This window comes from Vibrio sp. FE10 (genome assembly GCF_030297155.1).
In the GTDB taxonomy this organism is placed as follows: domain Bacteria; phylum Pseudomonadota; class Gammaproteobacteria; order Enterobacterales; family Vibrionaceae; genus Vibrio; species Vibrio apostichopi.
In genome coordinates, this window is sequence record NZ_AP028067.1 from 1,590,422 (window position 1) to 1,605,815 (window position 15,394).

The window sequence follows — 15,394 nt, forward strand, 5'->3', positions numbered from 1 at the left end:
TGGTTTTTATTGGCTACGAAGGCCGACGACGACTCTTGTAGGTAACGAGTAAGTTACCGATCAGCATCACCACACCACCAATGATTAAAGCCAACGTTAACGGTTCGTCATACAAGAGAATCCCTACAACTGCGATAACAGGCAGCCTAAAGAAGTCGAGTATCATCACCAGAGTCACTTCAGCGTTCTTCATGGCTTTGGTCAAACAATAATGAGCGGAGAGTGCCGATAGAGCGACGAGCAACAGCCAAGCGGACTCTAATGCTGAGGGTGTTTTCCATACTTGCCAAGACAGAACCAAACCTATCGGCAGTTGAATTAAGCACATGTAGAACAAGATAGTAAGCGGAGCCTCGGTACTGGCTAATGATTTGGTTGAGGTATGCGCGACCGCGTAACAAAACGCCGCGCACAGCACAATAATAGCGCCAACACTCATGACGTCTTGTGTCGGTTGAACAATGATGACAACACCTAGCAACCCTAATGCAATAGCATCATTTTCTTGAGTGTGAGGCTTTCACCCAGAAAGAGACTTGCCAGTAATGCCGTCCAAAGTGGGACAGTGAACTCGAGTGCAAACACTTCAGATAGCGGAAGCAATCCAATCCCAACGAACCAACCAAACTGACCACCAAAGTGAAAGACATTACGGAGGCTGTGAAGGCGCAGTCGCTGTGTTTGAAACAGTTCCTTTTGCTTAGACGCAAAGATCAGAAATGATACGACGCACAAACCAATGACACTTCGCACAAGCAAGACTTGATAAGTACTGATGTTACCACTGAGCTCTCGCGCTCCAATGGCCATCAAACTGAATGACATCAGTGTGCCTATCATCCAAAGAATCGTTGATGAGATAGTGATTTCCCTCGTGTGCGTGTCAGATTTCCATACTTAGTGATTGTTCAGAGTTTAACCGCTGCATTCAATTGATATCCAATGTTTTATTAGATTTTGCCTATTCATCGTTAAGATCTCTACAAACAGTAAATCTAATTTTCCACACGATAATTATTGGCATATGCCAATAACGAGGCGTATGCTGAACTCCTAATCATCAATAACAGGAAGTTATCATGTTATACGCAGTACCTTGTCGCGACCTTCATGTCGGTAACCACTTTGCTCGTTCTCCGCAGATAGCTATTGTCGATGAGCGACAACAAATAAAGCAGCTTATTCCTTTGGTTGAGTCGGACAGCCCGTGCAATAAGAAGAAACAATGGATGTCTGTCGTTAAATCATACGATGTGAAGGCTGTAGTTGTCCGTCACATAGGGAAGAAGATGCTAGCGCACTTGTTCAATAACGATATTCGAGTTTTTGCATCGACAGGAAAGGCGGAAGTTGCCTCGCTGGATTTCAGCAATCTGCAAGAAGTCACTGACCTCGATTATGGTCGCGAGTCGCGAAATAGCGGGTGTCGCGAGAAAACGTGCGGTGACAAAGGACACAAGAAAGAAACGTCGATTAACATGCCACGGTCGAATAGGTTCAGTGTTATTCGAGGTGTTCGTAAATGACTTTCTTACTCACGCTACTGGGTTTTGTTGGAATCGTCTTTCTGATGGCGATAGGCGTGATTTTTTCACGTAAGCCAATCAAAGGCAGTTGTGGAGGGCTCGCGCAGTTAGACATTGAGCGAGAATGCAATTGCAAGGATGTGTGTGAAGAGCATAGCCGAACGTTGTATCAGATTACTGAGCCATCACATTAATGTCCATTAAGAGTCTCTCGACAAGCAAAGTGAAAGCTTCGGACTATGAGCCTTGAATCAATAACGCGTGGCCGTTGACGATGCACTTGGCTACCTTAGCTCGTGCACGCTTAATGATGTTGCCGAATGTTTGACGAGACACCTGCATCTGTTCTGCGGCTTCAAGCTGGCTCAATCCTTCTTGATCAGCCAAGCGTAAGGCTTCTAACTCTTCTAATAGCAGTTCTTCTTTCTGAAGCTCATCCATAGGAACACCATTGGGCTTAAAACAAGAGTAAGCCGCACGGGTACATAACTGGCGATGTTTTTTTGGTCGAGCCATATCAATCTCTAGGAATCTAAGGGTAAAAAGGAATAAGGATAAGTATGAAGGTTTTCATTCCTCACAACCATCGGCGTTGCCAAGTATGCAGCCAAGGCTTTTTCACGGACAGCCCCATTTGCTTTGAAGCTGTTGGCGAGCGCGAGACTTTAATTAAGTATGAAGCTCTAGCTAAATATGAAGCTTTCGCTAAGATTGTACCAACAGATAAAGCTGAGGGCTACGATGGCATCATGCAGGGCGGTATTGTCACCACGTTACACGACAGTGCGATGCTGCATTGCTTGTTCCAAAATAGTATCAATGCGATGACTGTGAGTTTAACGTCACGCTTTCATCATCCAATAGCCATTGGTCAAGAGTTAGAAATTCGCGCTCAATGGGTCAAAAGCAGACGCAACATTCACTTCTTAGAGAGCCGAATCACTCAAAATGGAAAGCTGTGTTCATCGGCACAAAGCCAGTTTATGTCTTAGGTTTTAGCTATTAGGCGTCAGGTAACACGTTGATAGGTCTGGAGTCGGTGGAATGCGTATGGGGTGAAGTTCGGCAGGGCATTCAAATCGAACGTTATTTCAGGTTATCACTATACAAACGTTGATACTCTCTGGGTGAGTAACCTGTGCTTTTATTAAAGGTCGTCGAAAAAGTCGCCAAGCTTTCATAACCGACACTCATGCAAACATCGGTGACAGAATGGCCCTGCTTCAAGAGTTCTTTAGCTTTGGAAATGCGCATGTCTTTCAGGTAGTTCCTGGGTGTCACGCCGTATACCTGTTTGAATATACGAATGTAGTGGAACCGAGACATAAATGCGGCTTTGGCTAGGTCATCTAACTCTATTTTTTCTGGATAGAACGCTTCTATGAATCGCTTCGATTGTCGGATGAGCACGTAATGTTTGGCTGGAAGTGCTATCTCACTGTCCAAACGGTCGAGCTCTTGTTCATAGAATGTTTTAGGGGGTGATGACATTGCACGTTAACCCGTTATTGGATGGACACTTATTTATATTAGTACTTGTTCAGTACGAAAGAGGCAGAGCGACCAACAGGTGACACCTTTGGCGGCACCCGTTGGTTGAATGAGCAGAGCGTTATAGCAGTTGCATCAACTGGATGTAGTTACCACAGGTATCGTCTAATACGGCGATCATCACGCTTCCTGCTTCTCTTGGCGTAATTGAGAACTCAACCCCTAGAGCAACCAATCTTTCGTATTCCGCGTTAACGTCATCAACAGCAAATGACGTCCAAGGAATACCAGCTTCTTTCAATGAATCTTGGTATTGCTTAGCGGGTTCGAACGCCATTGGCTCAAGCAGCAGTTCAACACCCGATTGTTCTTGAGGGGACACAACCGTTAACCATTTGTGTTCACCGAGCGGGACTTCTGTCTTCTTGATAAAGCCCAGAATATTGGTATAGAAATCCAGTGCTTTGTCTTGGTCTTCAACGGGAACACTTGTTACGACGATTTTCATTGCGAACTACCTTTAATTGTTGGGAACAGGAAAAGAATAACCAGAAGGCGGTGACAATACTTATTCTATATTGCTTTTCTGAAAGTGTAGAGTCGAGCTGTCCTATAGTTCGTACTTTGTTGAGCCCATTCTTTGCACAATAAATAGGGTTCTCTATAGTTAAAGTTATAACTGTTAAAGCTAGGGCAGTATTGAATTTATCATAAACTCTCTCCACTTCTGGGGACATTAATGTGTGTTCGTTAGGCGAGCCTTCGCACTCGATTCAATTCATCGCTGCCTTTTTCTGGAGGGCTGCTGATGCACAAATTCTTCAAATCGACATTCCGATACAGTGTCACTTCAATCGTTTCTCTTTTTCTATTCTTCAGTACTTTTGCTTCCTCTGCTCCACTTAAAGTCGGTGTGTACCCGTGTCCGCCCTTTGTTATTAGTTCGATGGAGAGCGAGTGGAATGGCTTGAGTATTGAACTTTGGGAACAGATCGCAAAAGAAATGGACGTCGAGTTTACGGTAGAGAATCATAGGTTGGATGAGTTACTCAATGCGATTGAGACGGAGAAAATCGACATCGGTGTGTCTTGTATTTCAATCACCCCAGAACGCGAGTTGTTCGCTGACTTTTCCCATTCATTTTACGAAACTCATCTTGCCATCGCGGTGAAGAAGCAGGGTTATCTTCACACCTTACATGCCATTTTCTTGAACCCCGCATTGTGGCTGATCATTGGTGTCATCGTTTTTATCTCAGGGGTTATTGGCGCCTTTTTCTACGTATTGGAACACGGCGAGAATGAAAAACTCTATTCGATGAAAAGTCGCACCGGTCGTTGGTTAGAAAGCTTCATACTGGGCTTGCTGTTCATCACTAGAGGACCATTCAATTACTTTGAGTTTAAGAGCTTAACCGGACGAATTGCCACGGTGTTCATTGGTGTGTTGAGTATGCTTTTCATCGCCAGTATTACCGCCGTGTTAGCCAGTAAGCTTACGCTCAGCCAAGGCTCTTCAAATATTAAAGGCGTTAATGATCTTGCGGATGTTGAAGTAGGGGCAAAAGTCGCGACGACTTCTTCTTTGATGCTCACAAGCTTTGGTATCCGACATAAGAGTTATGTGGATATGCCAAGGCTTTTGGCAGCTTTAGAGGACGGCGAAGTTGAAGCCATTGTTGCCGACGATGTAGTGCTCAAATATATGATCGGTAACGGCAGAATGACGGGACAATTTGATGACTTGGAGGTGTTGCCTTATCAGCTAGAAAAGCAAAACTATGGTTTCATCATTACGGAAAACAATTCGTACGAAGAAGAGATAAACCGCGCGCTGCTGAAAATTCGCGAGTCGCGTAAGTGGCGTAAAATCTTGGTCGATTACTTTGCGGATCAATAACCGACATCAGCTGCCGACTTAAGAGATTTCCTAGATCTAGCCCTAGAGCTGATCTGACCCAGAGGCTTTGTTTTTCTTGAAGTACTTGAACGCGGTCCAAACGGCATAAGCCGAAACACCGACAATCAATGCTGAGCGAAGGAGAATAGGCGCATCATGCTCTAACTGACTAACATGCGGCACGATACTGGCAAACAATCGACTGGTAAAAAGCAGCCCCATTACTAACATAATAACTTTATTCATGTGACCTACCATTCAATCTGATGCGTTGCACAGAACAAGTTATGGGCGGGTTAGGCTATTAATGTGGCCAAAACTATTCTGCTCGGAAATAAAAGCATGCGCTTCTCAAACGTAACCGTCAACGCGATATCGGCTTAAAGCCAGTAAGCTAAAATTTCGTTTTTGGAAGTCCCCCAGTCCTGTAATTGAAATCAATGAAGTAATTGACGTTAAAGGGGGATACGCTCAGGCCTAACTAGTTAGCAGCCATCTACCCTAAAGGATACTGTGGTAGGCGATACCATATTTCATCAACGTATTAATTGAGTGGCTGAATTGCAGCGAGAGGTCGTTTAAATTGTTCGAGAGAGGGGAGCTACGTGGGAATACAGTGTTGAGGAAGCAGAGTTATCGATACGATGTTGCGGTTTACATGTCAAATAATGCCACTACAAGGCTGCAGTGGCATTTGAACGATAACAATCTATAACTCTAACAGTTTGGCCAATTCACGCTGTTCCATTAGCTCTTCAATACGTTGACGAGTCTTGGGCGTTTCGGCTTGTGCTTTAGTAGACTTGCCAGCTTTTTTACTGCGACTGGTTTTCGCTTTTTCTTTTGGCGTAGTCATCGTAACTTTCCTTGTTGTATTGCGGTGTTAAAGGTTGCATGCCTCTTTTAAAGCTTTACCTGCTTTAAAGGCTGGCGTTTTTGATGCTGAAATTTGAATCTCTTCTCCAGTTCGTGGGTTACGACCAGTGCGTGCAGCACGAGTGTTCACTTTAAAACTGCCAAATCCAAGGATGGACACATCATCGCCGTTAGCAAGCGTAGTAGAGATGCCTTCAACGAGAGCATTTAACGCTGTGCCCGCTTGGTCTTTTGAGATGTCTGCAGAAGTCGCGATGTGTTCAACTAATTGAGATTTGTTCATAATCTATATTCCTTATTGAGTACGGCTGGCGTCTACCTTTAGCACCTAGCTGATACGATCTTATCAATAGCAATTGAGATAATGTCAGTGATTGGGTAGGGCTTTGTAAAGTAACCAACAAAATCGACTATAAAAGCATCTGTCGGTTCAATCAATGGAATTCGTTGATTATTATGGATTTAAAGTGAGTTACTTGACCTAATCTAAGAAAACTGGCCTCGAATTATAAATGTGATTCATTTGATCAATCAAAGATGAAATTCCATCGACCAACCAACGAGAGAGTAAAACGAAAAAGCTCAGCGAGTGTGCTGAGCTTTTGGTGTGTTTCTAAGGTCGTTCGGTAAGAGCTACTTGGTAATGAAGATCTGTTCCGTTTCTAATGACGTCATGCCGCGTACTTGGCGCCAGATGTAGTAGAAAATACCTAACATCATCAGAAGGCTTGGGATAGCGATTGCTGGGTAGCTGTAAAGTGTCAGCTTACCAAGCTCTTCATTGAAGGCTACTGTGCCTGCTGGGCTGGTGACAATCCAAGTCGCTAGGAAGTAGTTCATCGCAGAAGAGAAGGCGAACGTGCTAGCGAACATGTAGTTTGATGTCATTAGGCAACGATCAAACTTCGCTTGGTTGCCAAACTGTCTCAAACGCTCTTCAATCAATGAGATGTTTAATAGTGCCGGAGTGAAGATGACTTTTTGGATAAATGGGTAGCGAGTAAACGTAGAGCCAAGTACCGCTAAACCAATTAAGCCGGGGATTAATGCTTCTTTGAGCGCTAACCAACGAGTGTCGAGTTCGAAGAAACCAATGCCGCCCGTTAATAATACGCTGACAAAGCCCAACGCAGCGATAAAGTTAAACTTCTTGTTGCGGATTAATTCCATACCACCGTAAGCAATAGGGAAGGCAAGTGCGACAAGCAATGCTAAGCCAGTTCCGAGATGCTCCTCTCCACTGAACTTCATTAGGATGAATGAAGGAAGAAAGACGTTAAAAACGACTTCGAAAAGAGGGCTCGATTTTTTGTTTTCTGTATTACTCATAATTTCTAAATACATTATGTTATGGATTTATTCTCAGGGATTGTTGTTTACCTCGCCCAAGATGTAAAGCCTTAAGGCTTCATGCTGTGTAACGACATGTGACATCAACGACATCTTTTGGAGTATAAGCGCTTCAATTCTCCGGAATAAATACGCTAAATACGTCAAATACGCTAAACACGTTACGCTCTGCGTTTTTTGAAGGCGTGCCAACCTGCACTTAAGATCGTTTTAACCACGACGCCAAGCGCACTTAATCTTGGGTCGGTGTTTTTTCCCGCGGCCATTCGCCACATTTGATGTTCGTACCAAACCAATCCAACCATCGCCATTCTATCTAATGAAGGCTTCCCTGTAGTAGGGACGGTTAGTGGCACTCCGTATTCTGGATTTTCAATTAACTTATTGGGGAAGTCAGGGTCAACCGCCATGGTTCGAGCTATGCCGATAAAGTCAGTTGCGGATGTGTTTAACGCGTCATTCATCGCTTGTGCGGTTCGAAAGCCACCAGTGACCACGAGGGGCGTGTTGACCAACTTCCTCGCTTTAACCATGTAATCCATAAAGTAGGCCTCACGTTTGAGTGTGCTTGCCTTTATCGGTTCACTTTTGCTCTTAGATCCCATCATCGACGGGCTTTCGTAAGTCCCACCTGATATTTCGATTAAGTCAATTCCGTCTTCGCTCAACGCTTTTACAACCTGCATTGACTCATCTTCCGTGAAGCCACCTTTCATGAAGTCGGCACTGTTAAGCTTGATACCAACAGGGAAATCATCGCCCACTTCTTTTCGGATACCACGATACACTTCGAGTACGAATCGAAGTCTGTTTTCCAATGAGCCGCCCCATTTATCGTCGCGTTGGTTGTGCCTTGCCGACAAAAATTGACTGACAAGGTAACCGTGAGCGCCATGGATTTGAACGCCAGTAAAGCCAGCTTGTTTGGCGAGCTTAGCACTCAGGATGAACTTATTAATAACGTCATGGATCTCGCTATTACTGAGAGCTCTTGGGGTGTTAAAGCCTTTCTCTAATCCTCGGCCTAGTGATATAGCAGAGGGAGCGACGGGTTCATTGCATAAGAACTTAGGGATCTGTTTACCGGGGTGGTTAAGCTGCATCCATATTTGTGAACCATTTTGCTTTCCGGCGTTAGCCCATTGACGAAAAACGGTTAAGTCACTTTGCTCATCCAAAACAACGTTTTTCGGTTCACCGAGCGCATTCCTATCGACCATTACGTTACCGGTTATCGACAAACCAATCCCGCCATTCGCCCAACGTTGATAGAGGTTAACTAAACCGATTGTCGGGTTGTGGTTTTTGTCGCCAAGTTGTTCGCTCATCGCTGATTTAAACAGGCGGTTCTTAATCACTTGGCCATTGATTAGAGTGAAAGGTTCACTGAGGGTAATAGAGTTCATGCGGTTTGGCTGCTATGGGCTTTTTATACGAGGGCTCTAGTATGACCTATTTGGTGGTTCGTTCCGAGAAATACGGCTCCATTGAACCTTATTCTGGCTCTGTTTGGGACTTTATAGGCATTAAGAATGATGGGATATTCTCCGCTTAAGCTCTCGCCTTAATAGGATGGAGAGAGCTTAGAGGGAGCCAGAAAGAGACGGTATTAAACTATTACTTGTCGAAGAGTAGATTGAAGCTTAGTGGAACCTTATCTGAAATCGCTAGCCCGCCGACGGTTGCTGAAAGCTTGTTTAGATTTTCCGTCGATATCCCAAAATCAGCGCCATTGACGATGATGGTTGATGTTGAATTGACCATGATAAAACCTTCAGCCGGAACAACCATAACCGGGAAGTCGATGGTTTTGGTTACGCCATGCAAGGTGACTTCGGCAGCGATAGACGTATTTTGTGGGTCGCCAGATAGCATTGCAGGGTCAACCTTTCCGGAGATCTTCACTTCAGGGAAAGTCATCGATTCAAAGTAGAGCTCATTGAGTCGCTGGTCGCGAATCGATACTCCGGTACTCACGCTCTTCAAGTCTAGCAATATGGAAAACTGACCTTCTTCTGTTAGCCCACCGGACAGAGGTTTTATCGACGCGGGCTCCACAACAAACTGTTTCTTAATGGTTGCGAATGTAACGTTCGATAACTTGGGATCTAACGTGTAGCCCGTTTCTGCAAAAGATGGCGCAGAAATGAGGGTACAAAACAGACCGAGCGTAGGTATTAGTTTTTTCATAAGTGGTCACCAGATTGATGAATTTACAGGTTTAACGTTATGGAGCCGTTCGCTTAAAGAACTTCTTTAGCACATCTTTTAGAGCATATATGTTGGAAAAGAAAGATAGATAAAAGCTTAGTCTAGCATTCACCAAATTACCTGAGGAAGGTAGAGCATCGCCATATTATTGGAACCATGATCGGCTAAGTTACTTGTGTATTTTTAGTTATGTTATAACATAACTAAAATCACTCTTGCTGTGAATAACGACCGTAGCGGCAAGAGGAAGACGATAAGCATGTATCAAGGAGATGACGTAATGAATGCCGTGTTAACGAAGCCTTTGACAACCAATAGTAATCAGCCACTTAACATTAGTTCCGCCGTGAGTATCAAGGATCAAGCGAGTCACAAACCATGCTTTCGTGCTTCTGAGCAGCCAACGGTACTGGCCGATATCTATCAAAGTGATATCAATATTGCGATTTGGCAGCGTACATTTGATGCTGACTTAACAAGTGCCATTGGTGAGTTTATCGCGTCGAATCCAAACTTTAGTAAGTCTATTAGTCTGTCACCTGACAACGCTTTTGAGAAATTAGAGTTTGCGACAGACGGAACGGCTTCTAAAGCGCTGTTAGAAAACATGGCAGAGCTGGTGGATATGTTCTGTTGCTTGTTCGAACTTGAAGAAGTAGGGCTGCGCCTAGCGGTTCTGAATAAAGCGATGTGTCCTCGTTTCCATTTTGACCAAGTACCTTGCCGCTTAGTGACGACTTATCATGGTGTCGCGACGCAATGGTTGCCAAACTACGCGGTCGACCGTTCGAAGCTAGGACGAGGAGCCAACGGACAACCCGATTCTGCTTCAGGCTTATACACTCATGAATCTGATATTCAACAAATGGTGAGTGGTGATGTGGCGTTGCTGAAAGGAGAGAGCTGGAGTGGCAATGAAAATGCGGGTCTTGTGCACCGTTCTCCCGTTACTTCATCTGACGAGACACGATTATTGCTGACGCTAGATTTCGGCTAATAAACTGTTTATGAGATGAGATGAGATGAGCAAGCGGCTAGGCGCAGCTTGCTCTTATTCGCTTAAGCGAAGACGCGGATACGGTGTCCGTCTGGGTCAACAGCAAGAAAGTTGATGCCGTAAACCGACTCTTCTGGATCTTGTTCAAACTGAATGCCTTTTTCTTTCCATGCTTGATAAAGATTTTCCAGTGTCTCTTTATCAGCAACAGGCATAGAGAGCTCAGTGCCGCCGCCCTTGATGTTACTTGCTGGTGTTAGAACGTCAGCCTGCTTTAGGGTGATTTTAACGTTGTCTGCAAAGTCTAGGGCAGCAAAGGTTGGTGATAGAAGCTTTGGCTCGCAATCAAATGCTTTTGCATAAAAGTCCATGCTCCGATGAATGTCTGCGACATAAAGAACAAATGAATCAATGGTAAACATAATAGCTCCTAGGCTGGTCAATTTGATTTACGATGTTGTTTCTGATTTAACTCGTTTCGTCTCTGGGCAACTTGATTTCCATCGAGTTTGCTCGGGTTGAGAGAAATATAACGCGTGCTAGTGACAGTTTTTGTCAGTAGCGAATCACTTTATCTGCAATGCCTTCGATGTTCTGCCAATCTTTGATCAAGTCATGACGCGGGCGCTGATATCTTTCTTCAAGCATTTTCCATTCTACGATTCTATCGAGCCTGAAATTCCGATACGCATTTCGCGTTTCACACCAAGCGACCAAAACATAGTGTTGTTCGAATAAGCCAATCAACATCGGCCAAACGATTCTTGAACTCACATTAGCTTTTGCGTCTGTGTAAAGGAGATCAGCTTTGTTCTTTTGCTTAATTGCCAGTTTGATGTCCGACAGTTCAATAGTTAACTCTGCAACCTCAATGATTGAAGCAACACGCACAATGTCTTCACTGCGTTTGGCTTGATGATCAGCAGGTAATACCGCAGAAATCTTGGCAATGGCATTTCTAGCCGATTCACTGAATTCCCCATTGGCTTGCTTGGCGACCCATTCAGCGCCAAGCCGTAACGCTTCCAATTCTTCCGTTGAAAACATCATTGGTGGGAGAGTGAAGGTGGGTTTCAATTGATAACCCACTCCAGCTTCACCATCAATTTCAGCACCTTGTGCTTGCAGCGTCACGATGTCTCTATAAATGGTGCGAGTACTCACGTTTAGCTCTTTAGCGAGATGATCGGCAGACACTGGGTATTTATGACAGCGCAATAATTGGAGCAGATCGAAGAGACGTTGACTTCGGGACATAGGAAAACTCTGAGTACTTAATAGCTTATAAGATTAATGCATTGAGAATACGAACGCCATTTACATCAGGGTAAATGAAGCAAAAGGCTCGGCATCTTTGTTTGGGCTTTGAAGGCGTAACTTAACGTATATCATTCTTTCGATTGTGAATTGATCTGGATCTGCTATTGGTTCACATATATCGATAATACAATGAGTTAGCCCGTTCTATTATTTATTTTAATGTGTAAAATATATTGGCTTGCTACCGCATGGGAACGGTTCTGTTACCCACGGTTATTTATACAAAAATTATAGGTTTTCTATGTTAAAGAAACTCTCGCTTAAGAATAAGCTGGCGATCTCTGCCAGTATGGCCATCATCCTGGGGGGGATTTTGGTCGAAGCACTTTCATTTCGTGCATCATTGCAACGATTGGATACAGAAGTTGAACAGCGTTTGGAAGGGGCGTCCGCTTCTTACAACCAATACGTGTCAGATTGGATCTTATCCAAAGAGCGTGCGCTCACTTCTCTGTCGAAAGAGTCCAAACAAGAAAGCTTGGTAACTCACCTAAAACAGGTTCGTGATTCTGCCTCTTTTGATAATGTCTTCCTGGCATTCCCTGACGGTTCGCAAAAGAATGCGAATGGTGTTGTGTTGCCACCGGGCAATGATGATCCACGCGTATGGGGTTGGTACACCAATGCGGTTGCGAATCCAAGTAAAGTGTTCATGGACAACCCAACGGTTGCAGCGGCAACGGGCGCTAACGTTGTGTCGCTGGGTACCGCAATGCAATTGCATGGTCAGCAGGTCGTGTTAGGTGCAGACGTAGAAATTACCGACATCCTTAATAGCCTTGAAAAGGTAATCCTTCCGGGTGAAGGTTATATGTTCATCGCGACCAATAAAGGCACGGTTTACACGCACGCAGATACCAAGCTACTGAATCAGAATATCAGTTCACTTGGGCTTAATTTCACAGATGTACAAAAGGCGTTGGTGAGCGGTAAAGATACCTCTATCGACTTAAACGGCAGCGACTATGTACTGTATGCGCGTGCGATTGATGGAACTAACCTGATCACCATCAGTGTGGTTAACCATGATTCTTTGGTGGCACCGTTATTTGATGCTGTGATCGGGCAAGTGTTGGTGACACTGCTGGTCGTGATTGTATGTACCATATTGTTCAATCTGCTGTGTACGATTCTATTCCGTCCGCTTAATCATGTATCTCAAGCCTTGGCACAAATCGCTAATGGTAGCGGTGATTTAACTCAACGAATTCATGTTGAAAACCAAGACGAAGTCGGTGAGCTGGCTCATAATTTCAATACATTTGTGAGTAGTTTACAGCAGTTGATTGGTCATATCCGTGGACAATCAGAACAGCTAAACAGCCAGTCGGAGCAAAGTGCCCAGCGTGCAAATCGTTCTGTGGATGAACTAAACCACCAGCAGCAAGAAATTACTATGGTGGCGACAGCGGTAACGGAGATGGCTTGTGCAACTCAAGAGATTGCATCGCATGCAGAACAAACAGCAAAGGCTGCACAAGACTCAGCAGCAAGCACCAACAGTGGTCACGCTCTGGTCGTCGACACGAAAGGTTCGATTAATAACTTGGCCAATGAAGTGAACGAAGCGGGCAATGTGATTAGCGAACTTAACAAGCATGCTCAAGAGATCTCAACGGTATTAGCGACAATCCAAGGCATTGCAGAGCAAACCAACTTACTTGCTTTGAATGCGGCGATTGAAGCCGCTCGTGCGGGCGAGCAAGGACGCGGGTTTGCCGTGGTAGCTGACGAAGTTCGTGTGCTTTCACAGCGTACTCACTCTTCAACAGAAGAGATCAAATCAACGATTGATATTCTGCAGCGCACAACGACCCAAGCCGTTGAGCTGATGGAGAGCAGTTCTAAACTGGCAATACATTCAGTAGAAGATGCCGACAGAGCTTCGCACGCACTTGAAGAGATCAATACTGCAGTTGCTTTGATTAGCGATATGGCGACTCAAATTGCGACCGCAGCTGAAGAGCAAACGCACGTGACGGGTGAAATTACCCAAAACATTACGACCATTAAAGATGTTACTGACCACTTGGTTGTGGGCGCACAGGACAGCTTAACTGAGTCGAACGAACTTAAGAGCCAAGCCGCTGGTTTAAGTGACAAAGTGGCGACTTTTAAGCTTGCTTAACGGTCTCGTTTTCTGATGCCTGATCAGTGAATGAACAGTAAGCAATAAGCCAAAGCGGCGTAGATTACGTCGCTTTTTTTGTGCCTGAAGAACGCACTTTTGTTAGCTCGCTTCTGAAAACTCTCTAAGTGCACTCATTGCGGCTTCAGCTTTGTCTTTCTGAACGAAGATGTGGTCGTGATAAAAGCCAGCAATCACGTTGGCGCTAATGCCGTATGAGCCAAGCTTTGTGGCAAAGGCCGCTGTTAATCCAACCGCTTCAAGGCTTGAGTGTACCGACAAAGTAATCAAGCTAAACACACCATCGAAATCGAGTTGAGCTTGGCGTGCGGCATCCTCAGCGAGCACCAAGGTTAAGCCTTCTTTTTCACGAAAGGTCGCGATTGGGTCGAGTTGAATATAGTCTGCCAACGCTCCATCGACAGTACAGAAAACATAGTTGCCTTCAATGAGTTCTGGTGACATGGACTTTAACAAAATGTCTAAATCGGTAATGGCGGTCATCGTCTTTTTCCCTGCGTAATCGCGTTTGTTTATAGTGTTGGATAATGCAGCCAAGATAGAATTTAGCTCTGCATAAGTAAAATTAATAATACTTATTCCACATCAGTATCGTTAATGAGAGAGTTTATCTACCAGCTTGTCGACTGTTCCATCTCACTTGATAGGTGATCGATAAAGGCTCTTAACAGCGGTGTGACTTGTTTACGCGTTCCATAAACTGCGTGCACACCCAACGTTTTCGGTTTCCATTCAGAGAGAAGAGGAACCAACACCCCGTTTTCAATTAGGCCTTCGACTGAAGGAAAGGGCAGTAAGCAGATACCGTTGCCTTTGAGTGTGGCAGAAAGTAGAACTTCAGAAGTATTCGCACTGATGTTCCCTTTAATCGGCACTGATTCCAGCCCATTCGGGCCATTAAACGTCCACGCGGTTTTGCCAAAATAACTGAATGATAGGCAGTTGTGGTGCGCTAAATCTTGTGCGTTTTTTGGGGTCCCTTTCTCTTTTAGATATTGTGGCGACGCGCAAATCACAGACCGACATTCACCTAGCTGTTTAGCAACAATATTGGGTGTCAGTTCGTTGGTAATACGAATTGCCAAATCGATGCGTGATTCAACAAGATTGACCGTTTGATCGGTAGAAACGATATCAATCGAGACCTCTGGCCATTTATCGATGAAGTGACTGATCACGTCCATCAAGAAGCTATCGACAATGGAGTAACTTGCGGTAATACGCAGTTGGCCTTTCAAGTGCTCGTGGCTTTGGTTTCTGATACCTGCTAACGACGCCTCAAGGGCAAGCAACTCTCTTGCGACTTCAAGCGTCTCTTTTCCTGCGCTGGTTAAGCTCAAGCTTCGAGTGGTTCTATGAAGCAGGCGTGTGTCCATCCAGTTTTCGAGTTCACCCAAATAGCGCGTGACCTTGGTTCGAGAGAGCTCAAGGTGCTCGGCTGCGGCACTCAAGCTGCCACGCTCAACGATGGTGACAAAGACGTTCATTGCCTCGAGTTTATCCATTGTTCTTATTACCCAAATGATTTTTGAATCTAATCGCTACCAGAAAATGAGTATATGTCCGAAAATCGC

The 15,394-nt window shown here is 44.7% G+C and carries 19 protein-coding genes and 1 pseudogene; 6 read left to right on the forward strand and 14 right to left on the reverse strand.

Annotation, left to right across the window (positions count from 1 at the left end):
* Positions 1-13 precede the first annotated feature (13 nt).
* Positions 14-840: pseudogene (locus QUF19_RS07195) on the reverse strand (DMT family transporter).
* Positions 841-1,079: 239 nt separating this feature from the next.
* On the opposite strand from QUF19_RS07195, the gene QUF19_RS07200 reads away from it, so the two are divergent.
* Both QUF19_RS07200 and nqrM read left to right on the forward strand, forming a co-directional pair.
* A complete protein-coding gene (locus tag QUF19_RS07200; RefSeq protein ID WP_286298097.1) occupies positions 1,080-1,526 on the forward strand; it encodes a NifB/NifX family molybdenum-iron cluster-binding protein in 447 nt (148 codons plus the stop codon).
* Positions 1,523-1,720, forward strand: coding sequence for a (Na+)-NQR maturation NqrM (gene nqrM, locus QUF19_RS07205; protein WP_286298098.1), 198 nt, complete (start codon positions 1,523-1,525; stop codon positions 1,718-1,720). The genes QUF19_RS07200 and nqrM overlap by 4 nt, the downstream gene beginning before the upstream one ends.
* 43 nt (positions 1,721-1,763) lie before the next feature.
* Here nqrM and QUF19_RS07210 read toward each other — a convergent pair whose 3' ends face one another.
* Complete coding sequence (locus tag QUF19_RS07210; RefSeq protein WP_286298099.1) at positions 1,764-2,042, reverse strand: DUF134 domain-containing protein; 279 nt, start codon at positions 2,040-2,042, stop codon at positions 1,764-1,766.
* Positions 2,043-2,086: 44 nt separating this feature from the next.
* Here QUF19_RS07210 and QUF19_RS07215 point away from each other — a divergent pair, with 44 nt between their 5' ends.
* Entirely contained in the window at positions 2,087-2,518 is a 432-nt protein-coding gene (locus QUF19_RS07215) for a PaaI family thioesterase (protein WP_286298100.1), read from the forward strand.
* A gap of 94 nt (positions 2,519-2,612) precedes the next feature.
* On the opposite strand, the gene QUF19_RS07220 is transcribed toward QUF19_RS07215, so the two are convergent.
* Both QUF19_RS07220 and QUF19_RS07225 read right to left on the reverse strand, forming a co-directional pair.
* Positions 2,613-3,017, reverse strand: a complete 405-nt coding sequence (locus QUF19_RS07220; RefSeq protein WP_286298101.1) for a helix-turn-helix transcriptional regulator — start codon at positions 3,015-3,017, stop codon at positions 2,613-2,615.
* Between the two features lie 121 nt (positions 3,018-3,138).
* A complete protein-coding gene (locus QUF19_RS07225) occupies positions 3,139-3,525 on the reverse strand; it encodes a VOC family protein (protein WP_017109753.1) in 387 nt (128 codons plus the stop codon).
* Between the two features lie 300 nt (positions 3,526-3,825).
* Between QUF19_RS07225 and QUF19_RS07230 the strand changes: the two genes are divergently transcribed.
* The gene (locus tag QUF19_RS07230) at positions 3,826-4,917 is read left to right on the forward strand and encodes a transporter substrate-binding domain-containing protein (RefSeq protein ID WP_286298102.1); all 1,092 of its coding nucleotides are present in this window, start codon (positions 3,826-3,828) and stop codon (positions 4,915-4,917) included.
* 42 nt (positions 4,918-4,959) lie between these two features.
* Here the strand turns inward: QUF19_RS07230 and QUF19_RS07235 are convergent, their stop codons facing one another.
* The 6 genes from QUF19_RS07235 to QUF19_RS07260 form a co-directional block, all read right to left on the reverse strand.
* A complete protein-coding gene (locus tag QUF19_RS07235) occupies positions 4,960-5,163 on the reverse strand; it encodes a hypothetical protein (RefSeq protein ID WP_286298104.1) in 204 nt (67 codons plus the stop codon).
* Positions 5,164-5,626: 463 nt separating this feature from the next.
* Positions 5,627-5,773 carry a hypothetical protein gene (locus QUF19_RS07240; protein WP_017106021.1) on the reverse strand — a complete coding sequence of 49 codons (147 nt, stop codon included), beginning with the start codon at positions 5,771-5,773 and terminating at the stop codon, positions 5,627-5,629.
* Positions 5,774-5,800: 27 nt separating this feature from the next.
* Complete coding sequence (locus QUF19_RS07245) at positions 5,801-6,076, reverse strand: HU family DNA-binding protein (RefSeq protein ID WP_192888868.1); 276 nt, start codon at positions 6,074-6,076, stop codon at positions 5,801-5,803.
* Between the two features lie 350 nt (positions 6,077-6,426).
* Positions 6,427-7,122, reverse strand: a complete 696-nt coding sequence (locus QUF19_RS07250) for a VC0807 family protein (RefSeq protein WP_286298107.1) — start codon at positions 7,120-7,122, stop codon at positions 6,427-6,429.
* A 182-nt stretch (positions 7,123-7,304) separates the two neighbouring features.
* Positions 7,305-8,549, reverse strand: a complete 1,245-nt coding sequence (locus tag QUF19_RS07255) for an NADH:flavin oxidoreductase/NADH oxidase family protein (RefSeq protein ID WP_286298109.1) — start codon at positions 8,547-8,549, stop codon at positions 7,305-7,307.
* Positions 8,550-8,760: 211 nt separating this feature from the next.
* On the reverse strand, positions 8,761-9,333 hold the full coding sequence (locus QUF19_RS07260) for a YceI family protein (RefSeq protein WP_286298111.1): 573 nt from the start codon (positions 9,331-9,333) through the stop codon (positions 8,761-8,763).
* 301 nt (positions 9,334-9,634) lie between these two features.
* On the opposite strand from QUF19_RS07260, the gene QUF19_RS07265 reads away from it, so the two are divergent.
* Positions 9,635-10,351 (forward strand): DUF1826 domain-containing protein, encoded by a 717-nt coding sequence (locus QUF19_RS07265; RefSeq protein WP_286298834.1) that lies wholly within the window; start codon positions 9,635-9,637, stop codon positions 10,349-10,351.
* Between the two features lie 62 nt (positions 10,352-10,413).
* On the opposite strand, the gene QUF19_RS07270 is transcribed toward QUF19_RS07265, so the two are convergent.
* Positions 10,414-10,773 carry a VOC family protein gene (locus QUF19_RS07270; RefSeq protein WP_102435268.1) on the reverse strand — a complete coding sequence of 120 codons (360 nt, stop codon included), beginning with the start codon at positions 10,771-10,773 and terminating at the stop codon, positions 10,414-10,416.
* 133 nt (positions 10,774-10,906) lie between these two features.
* Positions 10,907-11,608, reverse strand: coding sequence for a helix-turn-helix transcriptional regulator (locus QUF19_RS07275; protein ID WP_286298113.1), 702 nt, complete (start codon positions 11,606-11,608; stop codon positions 10,907-10,909).
* Between the two features lie 304 nt (positions 11,609-11,912).
* Here QUF19_RS07275 and QUF19_RS07280 point away from each other — a divergent pair, with 304 nt between their 5' ends.
* Complete coding sequence (locus QUF19_RS07280) at positions 11,913-13,799, forward strand: methyl-accepting chemotaxis protein (protein WP_286298114.1); 1,887 nt, start codon at positions 11,913-11,915, stop codon at positions 13,797-13,799.
* Between the two features lie 102 nt (positions 13,800-13,901).
* On the opposite strand, the gene QUF19_RS07285 is transcribed toward QUF19_RS07280, so the two are convergent.
* Together QUF19_RS07285 and QUF19_RS07290 are read right to left on the reverse strand one after the other, a co-directional pair.
* Entirely contained in the window at positions 13,902-14,303 is a 402-nt protein-coding gene (locus QUF19_RS07285) for an ACT domain-containing protein (RefSeq protein ID WP_286298115.1), read from the reverse strand.
* Between the two features lie 128 nt (positions 14,304-14,431).
* Positions 14,432-15,325, reverse strand: coding sequence for a LysR family transcriptional regulator (locus tag QUF19_RS07290; RefSeq protein ID WP_286298116.1), 894 nt, complete (start codon positions 15,323-15,325; stop codon positions 14,432-14,434).
* Positions 15,326-15,394 lie beyond the last annotated feature (69 nt).

Coding starts and splice junctions, on each gene's coding strand:
- QUF19_RS07250 (WP_286298107.1), bottom strand. CDS start 7,122: ATGAGTAATACAGAAAACAAAAAATCGAGCCCTCTTTTCGAAGTCGTT.
- QUF19_RS07245 (WP_192888868.1), bottom strand. CDS start 6,076: ATGAACAAATCTCAATTAGTTGAACACATCGCGACTTCTGCAGACATC.
- QUF19_RS07230 (WP_286298102.1), top strand. CDS start 3,826: ATGCACAAATTCTTCAAATCGACATTCCGATACAGTGTCACTTCAATC.
- QUF19_RS07265 (WP_286298834.1), top strand. CDS start 9,635: ATGAATGCCGTGTTAACGAAGCCTTTGACAACCAATAGTAATCAGCCA.
- QUF19_RS07280 (WP_286298114.1), top strand. CDS start 11,913: ATGTTAAAGAAACTCTCGCTTAAGAATAAGCTGGCGATCTCTGCCAGT.
- QUF19_RS07225 (WP_017109753.1), bottom strand. CDS start 3,525: ATGAAAATCGTCGTAACAAGTGTTCCCGTTGAAGACCAAGACAAAGCA.
- QUF19_RS07220 (WP_286298101.1), bottom strand. CDS start 3,017: ATGTCATCACCCCCTAAAACATTCTATGAACAAGAGCTCGACCGTTTG.
- QUF19_RS07240 (WP_017106021.1), bottom strand. CDS start 5,773: ATGACTACGCCAAAAGAAAAAGCGAAAACCAGTCGCAGTAAAAAAGCT.
- nqrM (WP_286298098.1), top strand. CDS start 1,523: ATGACTTTCTTACTCACGCTACTGGGTTTTGTTGGAATCGTCTTTCTG.
- QUF19_RS07235 (WP_286298104.1), bottom strand. CDS start 5,163: ATGAATAAAGTTATTATGTTAGTAATGGGGCTGCTTTTTACCAGTCGA.
- QUF19_RS07210 (WP_286298099.1), bottom strand. CDS start 2,042: ATGGCTCGACCAAAAAAACATCGCCAGTTATGTACCCGTGCGGCTTAC.
- QUF19_RS07260 (WP_286298111.1), bottom strand. CDS start 9,333: ATGAAAAAACTAATACCTACGCTCGGTCTGTTTTGTACCCTCATTTCT.
- QUF19_RS07255 (WP_286298109.1), bottom strand. CDS start 8,549: ATGAACTCTATTACCCTCAGTGAACCTTTCACTCTAATCAATGGCCAA.
- QUF19_RS07215 (WP_286298100.1), top strand. CDS start 2,087: ATGAAGGTTTTCATTCCTCACAACCATCGGCGTTGCCAAGTATGCAGC.
- QUF19_RS07285 (WP_286298115.1), bottom strand. CDS start 14,303: ATGACCGCCATTACCGATTTAGACATTTTGTTAAAGTCCATGTCACCA.
- QUF19_RS07290 (WP_286298116.1), bottom strand. CDS start 15,325: ATGGATAAACTCGAGGCAATGAACGTCTTTGTCACCATCGTTGAGCGT.
- QUF19_RS07270 (WP_102435268.1), bottom strand. CDS start 10,773: ATGTTTACCATTGATTCATTTGTTCTTTATGTCGCAGACATTCATCGG.
- QUF19_RS07275 (WP_286298113.1), bottom strand. CDS start 11,608: ATGTCCCGAAGTCAACGTCTCTTCGATCTGCTCCAATTATTGCGCTGT.
- QUF19_RS07200 (WP_286298097.1), top strand. CDS start 1,080: ATGTTATACGCAGTACCTTGTCGCGACCTTCATGTCGGTAACCACTTT.